Raw genomic sequence first — 17837 nt, forward strand, 5'->3', positions numbered from 1 at the left:
AATTATCAATTATCAATTATCAGTTACTCATGGCTATTTTGACATCTCTTAATTATCCCCCTTTACTTGTAAGCATGATTATTGAGTCAGTAATTACAGCAAAATTTTGGATATTAACTGCTGGCGGGCTTTTTTCGGGAATTCTTGCGGGAATTTTAGGAATCGGCGGCGGGACTGTTTTAGTTCCTTTATTAGTTACCCTTGGCTATTCACCTGTTAAAGCTGTCGCTACCAGTAGTCTAGCGATTTTGATTACAGCGACTTCTGGGACTGTACAAAATTGGCGAATGGGTTACATTGATGCACAGAAAGTGATCTATCTGGGAATTCCAGCAATTTTCACTGCTCAAATCGGTGCTTATTTAGCCAGTAGAGTAGCATCTTATTTACTGCTAAGTACGTTTGGTTTGTTGCTGCTGCTGAACGTTTATTTAGTAGAACTGCGTAAACGGATAATAGCTAAGGAAGAAAGCGGTAATCATCAAGAATTTAATCCTGTGGTATCCAGAATTGGTACAGGTGGCGCGGCTGGATTACTTGCAGGATTTTTTGGTGTTGGTGGTGGTGTGATTATGGTTCCACTACAAATGTTACTACTAGCAGAACCGATTAAAGTAGCAATCCAAACAAGTCTTGGTGTGATTATAATTACTGCAATTTCTGCTTGTGTGGGACACGCTTTAATGGGTAATGTGTTATTACTTGAGGGTATAGTTTTGGGTGCTGGGGGTTTATTAGGCGCTCAGTTGGGTACTCGTTATTTACCTAAGTTACCGGATCATGTTGTAAGTTTGGTTTTTAAGACGTTTTTGGGGGTTTTATCTATTTATATGTTTTGGCAGGCGTGGAGAAGTTTTTATAATTGACTTGTTGGGAGAAAGAGATTTTTTTTAACGCCAAGGGCGCAAAGGAAACGCAAAGAGCGCAAAGGAAGAGCCATTTTTTTATTGCCGATGTTCATCAAGATTTGATCGTGTCAGTTGCTATAAAATAATATTAGTCCTCATTTATTACTTTTAATTAATTATGTGTGGCAGATTTACTCTTACTCAATCAGCAGAGATAATTGCTCAAGTTTTTGATTTGGGGAATATTCCGCCTTTTAACCCTCGTTATAATATTGCGCCTAGTCAAGCGATCGCAACAATATTAATTAAGCCAGATGATACAGAAAGACAGTTGCAGATGTTGCATTGGGGTTTGATTCCCCGTTGGGCAAAAGATGTGAAGATGGGGGCGAAGCTAATTAATGCTAGGGCGGAAACTTTAACTGAAAAACCATCTTTTAGGACAGCTTTTAAAAAAAGGCGTTGTTTAATAATTGCTGATGGTTTTTATGAGTGGCAGCAGCAAGATGGAAAAAAACAGCCGTTTTATTTTAAGTTGCAAGATGAACAGCCTTTTGCTTTTGCTGGGTTGTGGGAACATTGGGAAAGTGAGCGGGAAGTTATTGAGTCTTGCACTATTTTAACAACTGAAGCTAATCAAATTATGCAGCCTATTCATGGGCGGATGCCTGTAATTCTGTCGTCAAAAGATTATGATTTGTGGTTAGATCCCAGTGTGCAAAAGTCAGATTTGTTACAACCTTTATTGCTTCCTTATTCGGCAGAGGAAATGACAGCATACCCAGTTAGTACGCGAGTTAATAAACCAATGAATGATAGCCCTGAATGTATTCAAGAATTAGTTGCAGAGTAACAATTTATTAGATTTTTACGATTATTTACACAGCCGCGATCGCTCTTTAGTTGTATAGTCGGATTTGGGGGTTCGCAGATGAGCATAGAATCAAGCAATGCGATCGCATCTACATATAAATCCGTTTTACTTTTAGTGATTAAGCTAGAAGCTAATTTTGCAGTATTGATCAGGGTAGCAACTTTAGTTCATAACCTTATCTAAATCTCAACTAATTATCAATGCTAAAAGCGGCAAATATTATCTACAAAAAGGGAAATAACGAGCAGCAGCATTCAGCCCTACAACTTCCACGTATCTTAAGTTCATTTGAAACTTGGGGATTTAGCGTTACAGGGCTGCTGTTGTGGATTGCTGCTGCGCCTGCTATGAATAAGGAACTTGGCTCACAAGCTATTTTTGTTTGGTTGCCTGGAGTGATTGTTGGTATACTGCTGAACTTACAGGTAAAACATTTCGGTAGTTTTTGGCAGGAAATTTCCGGGGGAACGCCTAATTATACGACTAGGCTATTAAAAAACTATCCTAGCTTGGGTAAATATGCAGCTATTGGATATTACATCAGTTGGGTAGCAGTTTTGCCCATTAATGCAATTATCCTTGCTGATTTAGTTAATGATAATTTGGCTCATTTTAACTTGGTGTATTCTCCTATACTTTTAAGAGTTGGATTCACCATAATTGCTTTTGTGGTGGCATTTAGTGGTACACGCGCTTTAGGAATTTTACATTTATTTTTTGTTGTCCCAGCAGTCGGCTTAATACTGGCTTTTTGCCTGCAAGGAAATTTTTGGTTGGTATTTTCTAGCGATAGTCCTGGGTTTTTACCTAAAAGTTGGTCTAATTTTAACTTTGTAGCTTGGGCAAAGTGGTTTTTATTTGCCACCTATGCTGTTTATAGTTGTGAAACGGCTTCTTCTTTTGTTGCTGATAGCAAAAAACCTCGCAACACTTTGCAATCTTTAGTATTTACGGCTTGCTTAATTCCCATTGTATATTTGGGTGGTTCTTGGCTAGTCATGCGTTTGGCAACCGCACCAGAATTAGGCAATGACACTTTTTTAAATTTAGTAGCGGCAGCCCAACCATTTTGGGATGGTAGCGCAGCATTTTTAGTAACCTTCCTGATTGTTAGTGGTTGCTTGCTTACTTGTGCAACCGCAGTTGCTAATAGCCCCCGTGTTTTATATCAACTTGCACTTGATGGACATATTTCGCCTGTATTTGCAATTACTTCTCGACAAGGTATTTTAGCCCCTGGCTTGGTTTTCACGCTAATAGTCAGTTTGTTATTACTAATTTGGGGAAATCTCTCCCAAATTGTGGCAGCGACAAGTGTGGGGTGGCTTTCTAGCTTTATTGGCTTGCATTGGGGACTGTGGCTAAATCGCGGTAGACCAGAGGTAAGATGGGCTTGGTTATCGTTGTTTTTCGCGATTTGCGAGTCAGTAGCATTAATTGTTGGGGGGTTAGCTTGGGGTGGAAAATATCTTTTAATTGGTTTATTTGCGCCAATTGCAATTTTGGGTGTGGATGCACTGCTACGCCGAGTTAAGTTAAAAAAAATACACCCTATTTGGTGGATTGAACGCTACTATCCCACTTCTACAGTCAAGCACCAAGATTTGGTTTTGGTACAGGTAAGTATCCTGTTGTTATTACTTTGTGGCACTACACTGATTACTTGGATAATTAGAGGCAAGTTAGAAGGGGTTCCTGGCACTGTACAAGCTAATTTGTTGGTGGTTGTGCTGATGACAGTTGCTTTTGTGGGAGTAGCGATCGCTTGTTGGACAAGTTTACCTCAAGTTGCTGCTATTGCCCAGTTGCAGGAACAAACTGAACAACGCTTTATTACAGCAATGGAAACTATGCCAGATACTATTCTGGTATTAAATGGAAAAGGGATAATTCGTCAAGCCAATCCTGCTGCTACATCACTATTTGATATTAAGTTGCCACATCTGGTAGGACTTCACCTTGATAAGTTACTACCAAGTTTGCCGGAAGATATGGAAAAGTGGTCACGTATTAGTGAGCATACATTACAACACGCTCAAGTTTTACGTGCTGTTGAAATGACTTTTTCCGATGGTGTACATCGTGATACTGATGAATATGTAGTTATTTTGCGGGATTTTACTGAACGTAAGCAAGCAGAAATTGAACGTACTCGCTTGCTATTGCAAGAACAAGCTGCAAGGGCTGAAGCGGAAGCGGCGCAAGAACGAATTACTAATACTTTGGAAAGTATTACTGATGGCTTTTTTGCTTTAGATAAAGAGTGGCGGGTAACTTATTTAAATTTACAAGCTGAGAAAATTTTACTGCGATCGCGCGAAGAATTACTAGGTAAAAATATTTGGTCGGCATTTAACTATACAGGAAGTCTCGGTGAGGAGTTTTATATACAAGCTCAAAAAACCGTATCAGAAAACGTTGTGACTCATTTTGAAGCTTTTTCACCTACCTACAATATGTGGCTGGAATGTCACTTTTACCCGTCTTCCGAGGGGATGTCTTCTTATTTTAGAAATATTAGCGATCGCAAACAAGCAGAAGCCGATATTAATAAATCCTTGCAACAACAACAGGAACTCACTGAACTCAAATCTAGTTTAATTACCAGGATGTCCCATGAGTTCCGCACCCCGCTATCAATAATTTTATCTTCTACCGAATTAATTGAACATTATAGTCATAGGTTGTCGGATGAGAAAAAATCGACTTTGTTTAATCAAGTTACTAATTCTGCTAAACAAATAACTAAGCTTTTAGATGAATGTCTTACTATTAATCAGGCAGAATCTCAAAAAATAAAATTTAATCCTTCCCTAATTGAGTTAGAAAAACTTATTCAGGAATTAATTGCAGAAATTCAATCGAATACGGATAACCATAAAATTACTTTTTTAGGTGAAGGCAATTGTCAAAGTGCAGTAATGGATGTCAATATTTTACGCAAGTCTCTAAACGAGTTATTGGTAAATGCGATTAAATATTCTCCTGAAGGCAGCGAAATCCAGTTAAAAGTTACTTGTGAAAATAAAAAAGCAGTTTTTCAAGTTAAAGATCAGGGGATTGGTATTCCTGCTTCAGAGCAAAATCATGTATTTGAGCGTTTCTATCGTGGCAGCAATGTTAGTAATATTTCTGGTATAGGACTTGGGTTGTCAATAGTTAAAAAATTGGTGGAGTTACATCAAGGTTCAATTGATGTAAGCAGCGAGATAGGGGTAGGTAGCACTTTTACTGTTGTTATACCTTTGTAGGAATTGGGGACTCGGAACTAGGTGTATAAATATTGAAAAAACTAGATTGATTCATCTATTTCAGGGAATAGATACTGTATTAAAAATTAACATAATTCTGCCATCACTTCTCACCAGAGACAGAGTTAGTATTTCGGCTAGAGATTAAACATAGAGATGGAAGCAAAAGTGAAAAAAACATAATATCCGCTTCATACACGCAATAGGGTGGTTGCGTGAATTGAAAATTTGTTGAGGTAAATATGATCATGCTGAATTTTTACAGTCAGCTATTGGGTGTAGCAAGTACACCTGTAGCTAAACAAGTTAACATTCCTGAAAATATGGTCACTTTATTTTCGTCATCACAATTTTTTGTGGCGTTAATTGCGGGTGTATTAATGGCATTCGCATTTCAATTTTTGTTAACAAATTTATCCATTGCTGTTGGTATTTCCTCGGATGGAGATGTCATAGATACTGATGTCGATGACGATCAACCTGTAGCCTGGTCTAAGGCAATTCGTAAGGTTGAAGGTCTGATCGGAGTTTGGACTTTATTTACGATCAATATTGCTTTATTTACGGCTGCTTTTTTTGCTGTAAAATTAAGTTTAATTGGTAGTCCAGGCTTAGGGGCAATTGTTGGTGTAGTTATTTGGTCGGTTTTCTTCTTGCTACTTGTCTGGCTGAGTTCGAGTGCAGTTGGTTCGCTATTTGGTTCTGTAGTTAATACTGCAACTTCTGGTATGCAAGGAGTTATGTCTACAGCAGCTACAGCGTTGGGTGGTAGTGCTGTAAATAAACAAATTGTTAATACTGTAGAAGCATCTGTTGCAGCAGTACGCCGTGAATTAGGTTCGGCTGTAGATCCTGATAGTATTCGGGAAACAGTAGATAGTTATGTGCAAAATCTGCAAGCGCCACAATTAAATCTGTCAGAAATTCGCAGTAATTTTGATAAGTTACTGAATGATCAGCAGGTACAATCTTTAGCTAGTAGTGCGATCGCAGGTAATATCAACCGTCAAACTTTTACAGATTTAGTTAGCAGTCGCACAGATTTCTCTAAACAAGATGTAGATCGGCTTGTAGACCAGTTAGAAGCTGCATGGAATAATGTTAAGCAGCAACCACAGCAAACCATCGATCAAAGTCGTGATGCACTGACTTCTGGTAGCGAAGGTAAGCAATTAGATGAAACTCTCTACCAAGGAGAAAGTAGTCAGTCTGGAATGATGGAAAAAGTCATGCAAGCTGGTACTACCGCGCTTGTAGGTGCAACGCTGAATCGACTTAATCTATCAAATTTAGATGTTAATCAAGTATCAGGACAACTACAACAGCTTGCAGGACAAGCTTCTGATCAAGTACAAAAACTTGGTAGTCAAGTTGGAGATAAGCTACCTGGGTTAAATAATGCGATCGCCACAGATGTAGAAAACTATATCCTCAATACTGAACCTTGGCATTTAAACCGAGAAACGATCAAGCAGGAATTTAAGGATGTGATCTACGATGCTGAAGCATCAGCAGGGTTTGTTCGTCCGCTATTAGAACAAATTAACCGTGATAGTTTTGTACAGTTTTTAAATAAGCGGGGTGATTTTTCAGAAGAAAGGGTAGCGGAAATTGCCGATCAGCTTGAAGAGATCCGCACAGAAGTTTTGGAAACCGTCAAGAGTAGTGAATCTCAAGAACAATCGCAAGATCTTCGCAGTCGTGTAGAAGATTATCTGCATTCAACTGGAAAAGAAGAATTAAACCCAGAGGGTATTGAACGGGATTTAACAAAACTGCTAGAAGATCCACAAGCGGGTGTGGATGTGTTGCAAAGTCGCTTCTCGCAATTTGACCGTGATAGCTTGGTGCAAATCTTGTCACAGCGTCAGGATATCAGTCAAGAGGAAGCAGATCAAATTGTCGGGAATTTGGAAGGTACGCGCGATCGCATTTTATCCCAAGCGCAAGAACTCCAAGATCATGCTAAATCCCAAGTTGAACAGGTATTCAGCAAAGTAGAAGATTATCTGCGGAATACTAACAAGGATGAATTAAATCCTGATGCAATCAAGCAAGATTTACAAACTTTAGTAGAAGATCCCAAAGCAGGATTGCAAGCATTACGAGAACGGTTATCTCACTTTGACCGTGATACACTAATGCAACTACTGACAGCGCGTGGCGATTTGAATGAAGATCAAATTAATCAATTTATCGATCAATTTGGTTCAGTACAGGATAACATTCTGAATGCACCGCAAAAAGTAGCAGATACAGCTAAGGAACAGTACGAGCAATTAATTAGTAAGATTTCTGAGTATCTGGGGAATACTAATTTAGAAGAATTAAATCCTGATGGTATTAAACAGGATTTAACAACTCTACTGCAAGATCCGAAACAAGGTGCATCAGCACTAAGACAACGACTCTCGCAAGTTGATCGGGAAACTTTGGTTAAGTTACTTTCTCAACGAGAAGACTTAAGCGAAGAGAAAGTTAATCAAATTATCGATCAGGTGCAAGATTCAATCAATAGCATAGTGAAAGCACCTCGACGGTTAGCTAGTCGCACTAAGGAAACCGTGAAAGATTTCGGTGCGAATTTAGAAAGTTATTTGCGGAATACTAATAAGGATGAATTAAATCCTGATAGTATTAAACGCGATTTGCAACTACTGATTAACGATCCAAAATCAGGGATGCAAAGTATAGGCGATCGCCTCTCGCATTTTAACCGCGACACCTTAGTTGCATTATTATCGCAACGGGAAGATATCTCAGAAGAAGAAGCTAACCGCATCGCCGATCAAATCATTTCTGGGCGTGATTCTTTATTAGAACAAGTCCACAAAGTTCAAGACACGATGCAATCAGTAATGGATGGCACTTTTGGTAAAATCCGCGATTACCTTAACTCCTTGAACCGTCCAGAACTGAATTATGAAGGAATTAAACACGACTTCCGCAAAGTGTTTGACGATCCAGAAGCAGGATTTGATGCTTTAAAAGAACGGCTATCGCAATTTGATCGTGATAGTTTGGTAGCAGTTCTCAGTTCTCGTCAAGATATTTCTGAAGAGGATGCTAACCGCATTGTCAATCAAATTGAAGATGCGCGTGATACTGTGCTGAAACGTGCAGAAAGACTGCAAGAGAAAGCGAAAAAACGCATCAAAGAAATCAAACATCAAGCTAAAAAGCAAGGTGAAGAAGCGCGGAAAGCTGCTGCAACTGCTGCTTGGTGGTTATTTGGTACAGCGACAACTTCTTTAATTACGGCTGCACTTGCGGGTGCGATCGCGGTAGGTGGTTTTAACTTACTTGGTTAACAGTTTAGTTAACAATTAAATAATTATAATAGGCTGACAAAAGTTAGCCTATTTTTATTTCTGGAATTTAGAGTAGTTCCCGGTGCAAAACTTCCTGCGATCGCCACCTAACAATGTACAATTTAAATGCGCGTTAGCTTAACCACAGAGGATGTCTTTTTACTTTATTTTTGCAAAAATCTTTGATTTTTTTTAACTATTTTATTAAACTAATTAACATCTTTTGTTGTGAAATAATTAGCGACTGCTATGATTTTATCAGGTAGCGATCGCTCTTTTTTTAAGAATTTGCCTCTGAAAATGAAACAACCCTGCTTAATAAGGGGAGGGGCTGGGTGTGGGGTAATACGTTTAATTAGGTTGACCTACTTAACTCAAAGAATTCTTTTCTAAAGAACCCCGTGTTACCCCAAGTTGACTTTGCAATTTTAAGTCTCGCCAAAGCTGTGAACCTGTAATTTCCCCTTGCAATAATTGACGGTATCGCTGAATTATCTGCGTCACTTGATTAGGAGTTTCATTGACAAATTCAATGCGGAAATCAGACACACCTATTGCAATTAAACGTTGCACATACTCAGCACCAGTTTGAGCAGTACCATTAAATACTGTGTTGCGGCAACCTGCGTCTGCTTGCAAAATGTGTTCTGTACCAACTCTGTCACGCAACTTAACCTCATGCTTGTCACAAGGTCGTCCGCAGTTAGTGTAATCTGTGCCATTAGAAAGAAAAGCACAAAATACACAATGCTCCATGTGAAACATCGGCATATGTTGATGAATTGTGACTTCAAACCATTGAGGCGGACAATTTTTAACTAAATCTTCTAATTGATTAATATTTAGGTCATAAGATGCTGTAATTCTTTCTAATTCCAACTTTTTAAAGTAATCGGCTGTTAGAGGATTAGCAATATTAAGAGAGAAATCCCCAATACATTTATCTGCACTAAAAAACTTTAGTTGGTCGTAATTCCGCACAATATAACCATCTGCATCACAAGAACGTACTTGCGGCAAAATATAGTTTTCCCCTGGTTTTGTAATTCGGGGTGGCGCAACATAAATAGTTGTCTTTATATCTTGATTTTTTTGCGTTTTTATGTTTAAATTATAATGGCGTACTATTTGTACAGCTTCGCGATAATTTCTAGGATCTTCAAATTCACAATAAACCGTTTCAATTCCCTCTGATAGTGCAGCTTGTAATTGTTTGAGATTACGAACTAACACAATTAAATGAGGAGATGAGGAAATAGAAGAATCTGAAGATATGGGGAGTAAATCTTTATAGGAAGCATTGGAATTAAGTTGCCAACGTTTCGGTTGAGAGCGCAACTTTTCTAAATTTTCTACTATATTTCGGCGCAAACGATTCAACTCACTAACGGGTAACATGACATTACCGCTAATGTGATTAGTGAAATAATTTAAATAAAAAGGAGTATTACCGAGACGATTAAATTGCGATCGCAAACGTTCTGTAGTGAGTGGTTTGCTGTGCGCTTCGACTAGCGGCATTTCTGATTGTACCTGGACAACATGACCAAGTTCATCGCGTGCAATTGCCCTTAACCCCTGACCAACTTCTCCATAAACCTCTATATCAATACCACGCTGAAATTGGGGATTTTCCCCATTAAAACTCTGACGCAATTGCTTATCTAATTCTGGATCAGAAGTTTTCCAAATCTTATCTCCTACATGAATTCGCCGTAGGTTTAAATTTCCCCGTCCAAAACTGAGAATTGCGTCTTCTCCCCGATGTTCCACTGCATAAATGCGGCCACCTTCCTCTTTTGTTTCTGGGTGTCCGCAGTCAAATACAACTCCATCTCCCGGTTTCACAGGTGCTTGCAATTGCACAGTAATTTGTTCATTACGAATACGGGTAACTTCTCCCAAATACACACCCCGTTTTTTACCAAAACGGGCGTGAACTAATTCTTGATTATTAATACCTTTAAACCAACCTGTAGATATTCCCCGTGAAAATGCCATTTCCAGGTTGTAGTGTTCTTCGTTTGTTACCTGATATTGGTTCGGTTTGGTTTCATCAACCTTTGGTAAGCTGCTATCTGCGGGTGCTTCAGGTGATAAACTGGCGATCGCGCGATCTAAAGCTTGCCGATAAACGCGAGTAACATTAGCCACATACTCAGCAGTTTTTAGGCGACCTTCAATTTTTAAGCTACTAACCCCAGTTTTAACCAACTCTGGTAAAACTTCTAAACCTGCCAAATCTTGAGGACTTAATAAATATTTTCTATCCCCAAGTTCTACCTCATTCCCATCAGCAATTAACTCATAAGTCATTCTACAAGCTTGAGCGCATTCGCCACGATTCGCAGAACGTCCACCCAACGCCTCACTTGTTAAACACTGACCAGAATAAGCCACACACAAAGCGCCATGAACAAAAACTTCTAGTGGTAAAGAAGCATCACTTCTAGCAATTTGATATTGAATTCTATCAATTTGATTCAGAGAACATTCACGCGCCAAAACAACCAAATTACAACCCAATGATTTAGCAAACTCCACTCCAACAGCACTGGTAATAGTCATCTGAGTAGAAGCATGAATTGGGAAATCTGGCGATAAATGGCGAATTAAACGACAAATTCCAATATCTTGCACAATTACCGCATCTACACCTGCTGAGATAATAGTACGTAGATACTTTTCCGCCTCTCTTAATTCTTGAGGGAATATTAATGTATTAAGCGTGACATAACCTTTTACACCCCGACGATGCAAATATTCCATCAATTCGGGTAAGTCAGCCTCAGTAAAATTTTCCGCCCGCATCCGCGCATTAAACCTATCCAAACCGAAATAGATAGCATCTGCCCCATTTTCCACAGCCGCTTTAGCACATTCCCAATTACCTGCTGGTGCGAGCAATTCTGGGCGTTGTAGCGTGGGTTGAGTTTGTTCAGGGGCTTGGGGTGCAGCAGTATTCATCGGTTTGAGTAAGGTTAAGATGGGGCTATATACATGAAATTAGATAATTTGGTATTTCATATATAGATGTATAAATAAGTGTAGCAACTCACATTGATATCAAGTCTACAGCCGTTAAAAGTTGCATAAGCGATACCTGCGACTGGCTGCGCCCTACGCACTACTCACTCTTCTGACTATATACTGCTATTATCACCTTCCGAATCAACAGTATCAAACTTCACCTTGTTGTATAAATCTAACAATGAAATTTTAAAATCAACTGTATTTAAAGAAATTGCTTCATCTTCTTGATCGTATTCAGAAAACGTCCAGCGCTTCTTACCTGTTTTAAAATACTGCTCTACATTAATTCTAGTTTGATCTATTAATAAATACTCTTGAAGATTATCAATGCTTCGATAAGCTTCAAATTTATCTTGTTGATCGTAACCTTTGGTAGATTTTGACAAAACCTCAATAATAACTTGTGGATTTAAAATTGTATCTTGACGATTATTAAAATACTCAGGTTCACCCGCTACAACCATCACATCGGGATAAGTGTAAATTCGTCTTTTAGGTATCCACAGGCGCACCTCTCCAATAAAAACTTCGTAATCTTGCTGTTTAAAAGCAAAATTGAGCGCAGCACTCAAATTGAGAGCAATTCGATTATGGTTTGTTGTGCCACCAGCCATAGGTATTATTTCTCCATCAATATACTCACTCTTGTAGTCAGCAACCTCTTCTAGTTGCAAATATTCTTCTGGAGTGTAGTAGCGTTTTTCTGTTAATTGCATAGTTTTATGAGAAAGCGATCGCACTCAGGATTAAGTATGAAGTATGCAATTTTCATCATTGATACTTGTTACTTCATACTTATCAAACAGTCTAACGTGGCTTTTGCAAAAATAAAAAGGCAAAAGTCAAACAACTTCTGTTTTACCTCTTGCCTTTTTTATTAATTTTAATTAACTATCATCTAACTTGACTCACATTTTCGCCTCAGTTTTAACTAGAGATAATTAACCAAACAAAATACTTCTAAATTATTCCCACTCGATAGTTCCAGGTGGCTTAGAAGTAATATCGTACACTACCCGATTGACTCCCTTAACTTCATTAACAATGCGGTTAGAAATAGTCTCCAATAAATCATAAGGTACACGCGCCCAATCAGCCGTCATCCCATCTTCACTTTTAACCAATCGCAATACAATTGGGTAAGCGTAAGTACGCTGATCTCCCATTACTCCAACACTGCGAATAGGTAATAACACAGCAAAAGATTGCCATAACTGATTATAGAAACCTTGGCGGTTAATTTCTTGACGAACAATCAGATCTGCATCACGCAAAATGTTTAACTTTTCAGCAGTAACTTCGCCTAAGATCCGAATAGCTAAACCTGGACCTGGGAACGGTTGGCGTTGTACAATTTCTTCTGGTAAACCAATTGCGCGTCCAAGTTTGCGGACTTCATCTTTAAAGAGTTTCCGTAACGGTTCAACTAGCTTAAAGCGTAAATCTTTAGGTAAACCGCCAACGTTATGATGACTCTTAATTTTAACAGCTACCCGTTCACCACTTTTGGGATCAACGTTAGTATCTGCTGATTCAATTACGTCTGGGTAAAGAGTACCTTGTGCGAGATAATCAAAAGGCCCAAGACGTTTAGATTCTTCTTCAAAAACGCGGATAAATTCGTGACCGATACGACGGCGTTTTTCTTCTGGATCAGTTATACCTTCAATTTGAGCCAAAAAGCGATCGCGCGCATTTACATACTCAACATCAATGTGAAATTCCTCTTTAAACAACTTCACCAATCTTTCTGGCTCATACTTACGCATAAAGCCTTGATCAATAAACATACAAGTTAATTGATCTCCAATCGCTTTATGCAGCAAAAATGCCAAGGTTGAAGAATCAACACCACCAGAAAGAGCTAATAATACCCGCTTCTCCCCAACTCTGGCGCGGATTTCCCGCACTGACTCTTCCACAAAAGCGGCTGTAGTCCAAGTTGGCTCACAATCACAAATATGGTAGACAAAATTGCGGATTAATGCTTTACCGCCAATTGAGTGTACAACTTCAGGATGGAACTGCACACCGTAGAGCTTTTTCTCATGGTGAGCGATCGCAGCGCAAGGAGTATTATCAGTATGCGCTAATAATTCAAATCCCTCTGGCATTTGATTCACCGAGTCGCCATGACTCATCCACATGGTCGTGCCATCTTCCACATTCGTCAGCAAGTCAGTAGGATCATCAATATGTAATGATGCCTTACCATACTCACCCCGTTCTGCCCGTGTGACTTCGCCACCCAGTTGTTGTACCATCAACTGCATCCCGTAACATACTCCTAATACGGGAATACCTAAGTTCCAAATCTCAGGATCGCACTTAGGGGCAAACTCGTCATAAACTGAGCTAGGACCACCAGAAAGAATAATCCCCTTGGGGTTTAGTGTTCGTAGCTGTTCCGCAGTAGTACGGTAAGAAAGAACTTCTGAATAAACCTGAGTTTCCCGAATTCGACGAGCAATTAACTCAGAGTATTGAGAGCCAAAGTCCAGAATAATGAGCATTTGGCGATTTAACTCACCCAAAGATTCAATTTGAGGTGGTATTTGTGTCTCGATTGTCACTGGTTGATCCTGATACTTGTTTACTTTTACAAATAGAGCGCTACAAAAGTTGCAACGCGAATCCTAAAAATCCTTTTAATCAAATTGCTCACTGTTCAGCCGTCAGCATCAGCGCGTTTTGAAGGTCGGCTATAACAGACTCAGTATTAATAACCCATCTGTTGCTTTTTACTTCTTGAATGGGATATTTACGCTTGCTAATAGCTGACCACTGATAGCTCCATTAAATTTCTAGACAAAATTTAATTATGTTGTTTTATTAATTTTAAAGATATTCGAGTGATCTTAGCACAATTGCGACAGCAAAAAATCCCCCGTTGTGCTTGTGAAGATAATTTGGCGATCGCGATCAAACAAAACCGACCCCACTTGCACAGTTTGCTCGCTATGAGTACGAATATAAGCTTGTGAACGTTGGTCGATTTGGTAGGCGATCGCACGATAAACTAAATTCACCCAATCACTACCTGTAGAACTATCTACCTCACGTAGGTATTTCAGCGCATCTTCAGCCGTAGCACAAGCCAAAATTTTCTGTAACATAGCTGTTGGCAAGCCTACTTGAGCAGCATAAGCCGTAAAAATTTCTAACCGTCCATCAGCCAAGTGATGATGAGTATGAAAAATCCCTCCCGCAAGTTTAATTAACTTACCGTGATAGCCAAATAATAAAATTGCTGGTACTTTTTGCAACCCTGCCTCAACTAAAACAGATCCCAACCAGTTAGCAGTCTTCACAATTAAATCTGGTTTGATACCCATCCTTTGAGCCAAGTCTATGCCATTTTCTCCAACACAAAAGACTAAAGCTGGAGGGGAGAAGAGGGAGGGGAGAGGAGGGAGGGGGGAGGAGAGAGGAACACAAGCTTTTTTATCTGCTTCTTCTGCTTTGCTGAACATTGCAGCTTTATGGCGTACTTCTTCTAAACATATCTCCAACTGTCCAGGCGCACTTAAAGGTTGAGAAATTCCAGTAGTACCAAGTAGAGACAGCCCCTCTACAACACCAAAGGCAGCGTTAGAAGTACGAGTTGCAAGCGATCGCCCTTCTGGCAAAATAATTGTTACCTGAATCTTTTCCCCTGCTTCTATCCAACAGCTTAAGTTTTCTTGGAATAACTGCTCTGCATAACTATAGATAGCTGCCTTACCCTCAGCGTTTACCTGTCGTCCGATTCCTTCACCACCAAGCAACACAATACTTTCGGTTTGTTCAGTCTTTCCCCATTCCAGTAATGCCCAAATCGGCGTATTGCGAGTCAAATCGAGGTTATCACCTGGATCACTACGAGTTATAGCCAACGCCATCCCATCCTGCAATTTAGCTACTTGTTCAATAGGAATTTCTACCTTTTGGGCAGGTGTAATTAAATCTATTTCTACCGCAGCTAAAAATTGATGTTGGCGTAAGCAACGCAAAGCTGCAACAGCAGCAGCACAAGCGAAAACTGGTAATGTATATCCCGAACGGGGTGGGTATAGCGTCATCTTATAGTTCCGTTTTTTATGGTCAAGATCTATGCAGATTAATTAAAGATAAAACTTTCTTCCCTATTTATTGAAATGAGAGGGATTGGGGTTGGAGCTTGAGGTTTTTTTAGGATTTTGTGTGAAAAAATTCCAGGTCTACTGGTTATAATATTAATCAATGCCGTCTACCTTTAGAAGTAAATTAATATTTTTTCTACAAAGGCATAGCAGCATTGCTTATATTAGGCAACTGCCAGTTCAAGTATTTTCTAACACCGAAGCTGTTTGCAGCCAAGATTAGAAACCAATAGCTAGTCGAGAGCGTAGAAAACCTTATAGATTACCAAAATACCGTCAGCAAAAACTTTCAAGTTGGCGGCAATTTTGTAACAGTATAGGCAAGGTCTTAAAAGCGATCGCCTCAACTTTAAGTAGTAAGTATAAATGCTTAAAGAAGCCTTGATTAGACTTTTGTTTCAATAGATTGAGAAATATATCTTTCTCCGGGAAGCTGATCCCAGATAAATTTCCCGTTTATAGTTCCAAGACAAGCGTATTAATCTCTTTTTTTAAGCAAAAGATCAAAAATTAATATAATTAGCGAGGAGTTCAGTGGTTGCCCATCCCCAGCAATTTACTTCTGTAGTCGAGTTTGCCCCAGTTGAAACTAGATCTCCGCTAGTTGAAATGGAGATAATTGAAGATATAAATATAGCACAAACGAGTAATAACGTCAATCAGCCAACCAAGCTATCTAAGTCAGTTATTCGCTCAAGCCTCAAAGCATCGACCTGGGATGGCATTTTTGCTGTGATATTTTCCAATATTACAGGCGGGGTATTGCTCAGTAATTTTTTATTACAGCTAGGCGCTAACCCAATGGAAATTGGGATGCTGTGTTCAGTTCCCATGCTAGTAAATTTGCTACAACCACTAGGAGCTTTTATATCAGAACGAACTACCAGCCGCCACTGGTACAACATTTGGATATTCGGGCCATCAAGATTACTGTGGCTAATCTTAGTTCTAGGAATTGCCTTTAATAACTGGCTTCACATCGCGCCCCATGACTTAGTGATTTGTACATTAGCAATATTATTAATTACTAATGTAGTTGGAGCTTTAGGAAGTGCTAACTGGCTAACTTGGATGGCAGTTTTAGTTCCCCAAAAATTACGGGGACGCTATTTTGGTATTCGCAATAGCGCGATCAGTTTAACCACTCTACTATGCGTACCGATATTAGGCGTAGCTGTATCCGTTTGCCCTGGTGGAACAATTCAGGGCTACGGGGTAATATTGTTCCTGGGGGTAATAATTGGGTTAATTAGTTTAAGTTGCCAGTTCTTTATGGCAGATATTAATCCGAAAGAGCAGGCTATAAAACATAGTAGTAATGACACTATTATATTATCTGGCTCAGGAACAGAGGAAAAGCAAAAATCATCTTTATTAGAGCTTACCTCTCATCTTGATCCCAATTTTTTAAAGTTTTTGCTGTACTTTGGGTTTTGGGCATTTGCAGTTAATATCTGTACTCCCTTCTTTAGCCTTTACTTGTTAGACAATCTGAAGATTGATGTTAGTTGGGTAACGATTTATAGCAGCTTAACATCTGCGGCTACCTTAGTAATGATGATAGTCTGGGGCAAGCTGGCAGATAGAATAGGCAATCGTCCGGTGCTAGTTTTTGTGGGGTTGCTGGTAGGAATAACGCCTTTACTTTGGCTGGGACTTGGTTCTGACAAACTTTCTATTTGGCTTTGGTTTCCGCTTTTACACTTGTTTATGGGTGGAACTTGGGCAGCTATTGAGTTGTGTACCAATAATTTACAAATGGTAGTTGCACCGGAACGTCACCAAGCAAGTTATTTTGCTATAGCTGCTGCTGTTAGCGGTGTAACTGGCGCACTAGGAACTACAGCAGGTGGTTTTTTGGCTCAATACACTCATTTTGGTGGTTTAACAACAGTTTTCGCACTTTCGGCTGTTTTGCGATTAGCTGCTTTATTACCTCTAATTCTTGTGCAGGAGAAGCGTAGTCAATCTCTTGTACAAGTAATCCAAGCGAGTATGTTAAATTGGCGATCGCTATTTTCAATTAAACCCCAACTCGTTGTAGTTCCGGTTTCAGAATTGGAATTAACCGCAGATATTGGCGAAGCCTGCGCGTTCGCGAAGCGTCTCGAAGAGAAGCGCATACGCAGATAAACGCAGATGCCATCCAAAATTTATCGAATTATGGAATAGGTCTAATCTCTGTACCTCATATTGAAAACTACTTACAGTAGTTTTTTTTTTGCTTTTCATTAAAAATTTTCTTGAGGGATTCAGTATAAACCCCAAGGTTTATTTTCAAAAAACTGGCTAGACTTCGTATAACGTTGCGAAGGTCAGATCATCTTGACAATAAATTCAACATTAGAATCTGCTTCCTCAGAAAATTTTTCTTTTTTCGCTCCAAATTACATGGAGAC

The 17837-nt window shown here is 39.3% G+C and carries 10 protein-coding genes; 6 read left to right on the forward strand and 4 right to left on the reverse strand.

Annotated elements, in window-relative coordinates; translation table 11 throughout:
• Positions 1-74: 74 nt before the first annotated feature.
• From CRI9333_RS14250 to CRI9333_RS14265, 5 genes are all read left to right on the forward strand, one after another.
• Entirely contained in the window at positions 75-866 is a 792-nt protein-coding gene (locus tag CRI9333_RS14250) for a sulfite exporter TauE/SafE family protein (protein WP_041226683.1), read from the forward strand.
• A 160-nt stretch (positions 867-1026) separates the two neighbouring features.
• A complete protein-coding gene (locus CRI9333_RS14255; RefSeq protein ID WP_015203862.1) occupies positions 1027-1701 on the forward strand; it encodes an SOS response-associated peptidase in 675 nt (224 codons plus the stop codon).
• 78 nt (positions 1702-1779) lie between these two features.
• Positions 1780-1905 carry a hypothetical protein gene (locus CRI9333_RS28145; RefSeq protein WP_269667383.1) on the forward strand — a complete coding sequence of 42 codons (126 nt, stop codon included), beginning with the start codon at positions 1780-1782 and terminating at the stop codon, positions 1903-1905.
• A gap of 17 nt (positions 1906-1922) precedes the next feature.
• The gene (locus CRI9333_RS14260; protein ID WP_015203863.1) at positions 1923-4973 is read left to right on the forward strand and encodes an ATP-binding protein; all 3051 of its coding nucleotides are present in this window, start codon (positions 1923-1925) and stop codon (positions 4971-4973) included.
• A gap of 242 nt (positions 4974-5215) precedes the next feature.
• Positions 5216-8284, forward strand: coding sequence for a hypothetical protein (locus CRI9333_RS14265; RefSeq protein WP_015203864.1), 3069 nt, complete (start codon positions 5216-5218; stop codon positions 8282-8284).
• 369 nt (positions 8285-8653) lie between these two features.
• Here CRI9333_RS14265 and CRI9333_RS14270 read toward each other — a convergent pair whose 3' ends face one another.
• The 4 genes from CRI9333_RS14270 to CRI9333_RS14285 all read right to left on the reverse strand — a co-directional run bounded on the left by CRI9333_RS14270 (position 8654) and on the right by CRI9333_RS14285 (position 15378).
• Positions 8654-11251 (reverse strand): U32 family peptidase, encoded by a 2598-nt coding sequence (locus tag CRI9333_RS14270; RefSeq protein ID WP_015203865.1) that lies wholly within the window; start codon positions 11249-11251, stop codon positions 8654-8656.
• 176 nt (positions 11252-11427) lie between these two features.
• A complete protein-coding gene (locus tag CRI9333_RS14275; protein WP_015203866.1) occupies positions 11428-12033 on the reverse strand; it encodes a Uma2 family endonuclease in 606 nt (201 codons plus the stop codon).
• 249 nt (positions 12034-12282) lie between these two features.
• On the reverse strand, positions 12283-13830 hold the full coding sequence (guaA, locus tag CRI9333_RS14280) for a glutamine-hydrolyzing GMP synthase (RefSeq protein ID WP_198013673.1): 1548 nt from the start codon (positions 13828-13830) through the stop codon (positions 12283-12285).
• A gap of 345 nt (positions 13831-14175) precedes the next feature.
• Positions 14176-15378 carry a cobalt-precorrin-5B (C(1))-methyltransferase gene (locus CRI9333_RS14285; RefSeq protein WP_015203868.1) on the reverse strand — a complete coding sequence of 401 codons (1203 nt, stop codon included), beginning with the start codon at positions 15376-15378 and terminating at the stop codon, positions 14176-14178.
• Between the two features lie 594 nt (positions 15379-15972).
• Between CRI9333_RS14285 and CRI9333_RS14290 the strand changes: the two genes are divergently transcribed.
• Positions 15973-17571 (forward strand): MFS transporter, encoded by a 1599-nt coding sequence (locus CRI9333_RS14290; protein WP_015203869.1) that lies wholly within the window; start codon positions 15973-15975, stop codon positions 17569-17571.
• The last annotated feature ends 266 nt before the right edge of the window (positions 17572-17837 follow it).

Origin of the sequence: Crinalium epipsammum PCC 9333, assembly GCF_000317495.1 — a bacterium.
Lineage (GTDB): Bacteria > Cyanobacteriota > Cyanobacteriia > Cyanobacteriales > PCC-9333 > Crinalium > Crinalium epipsammum.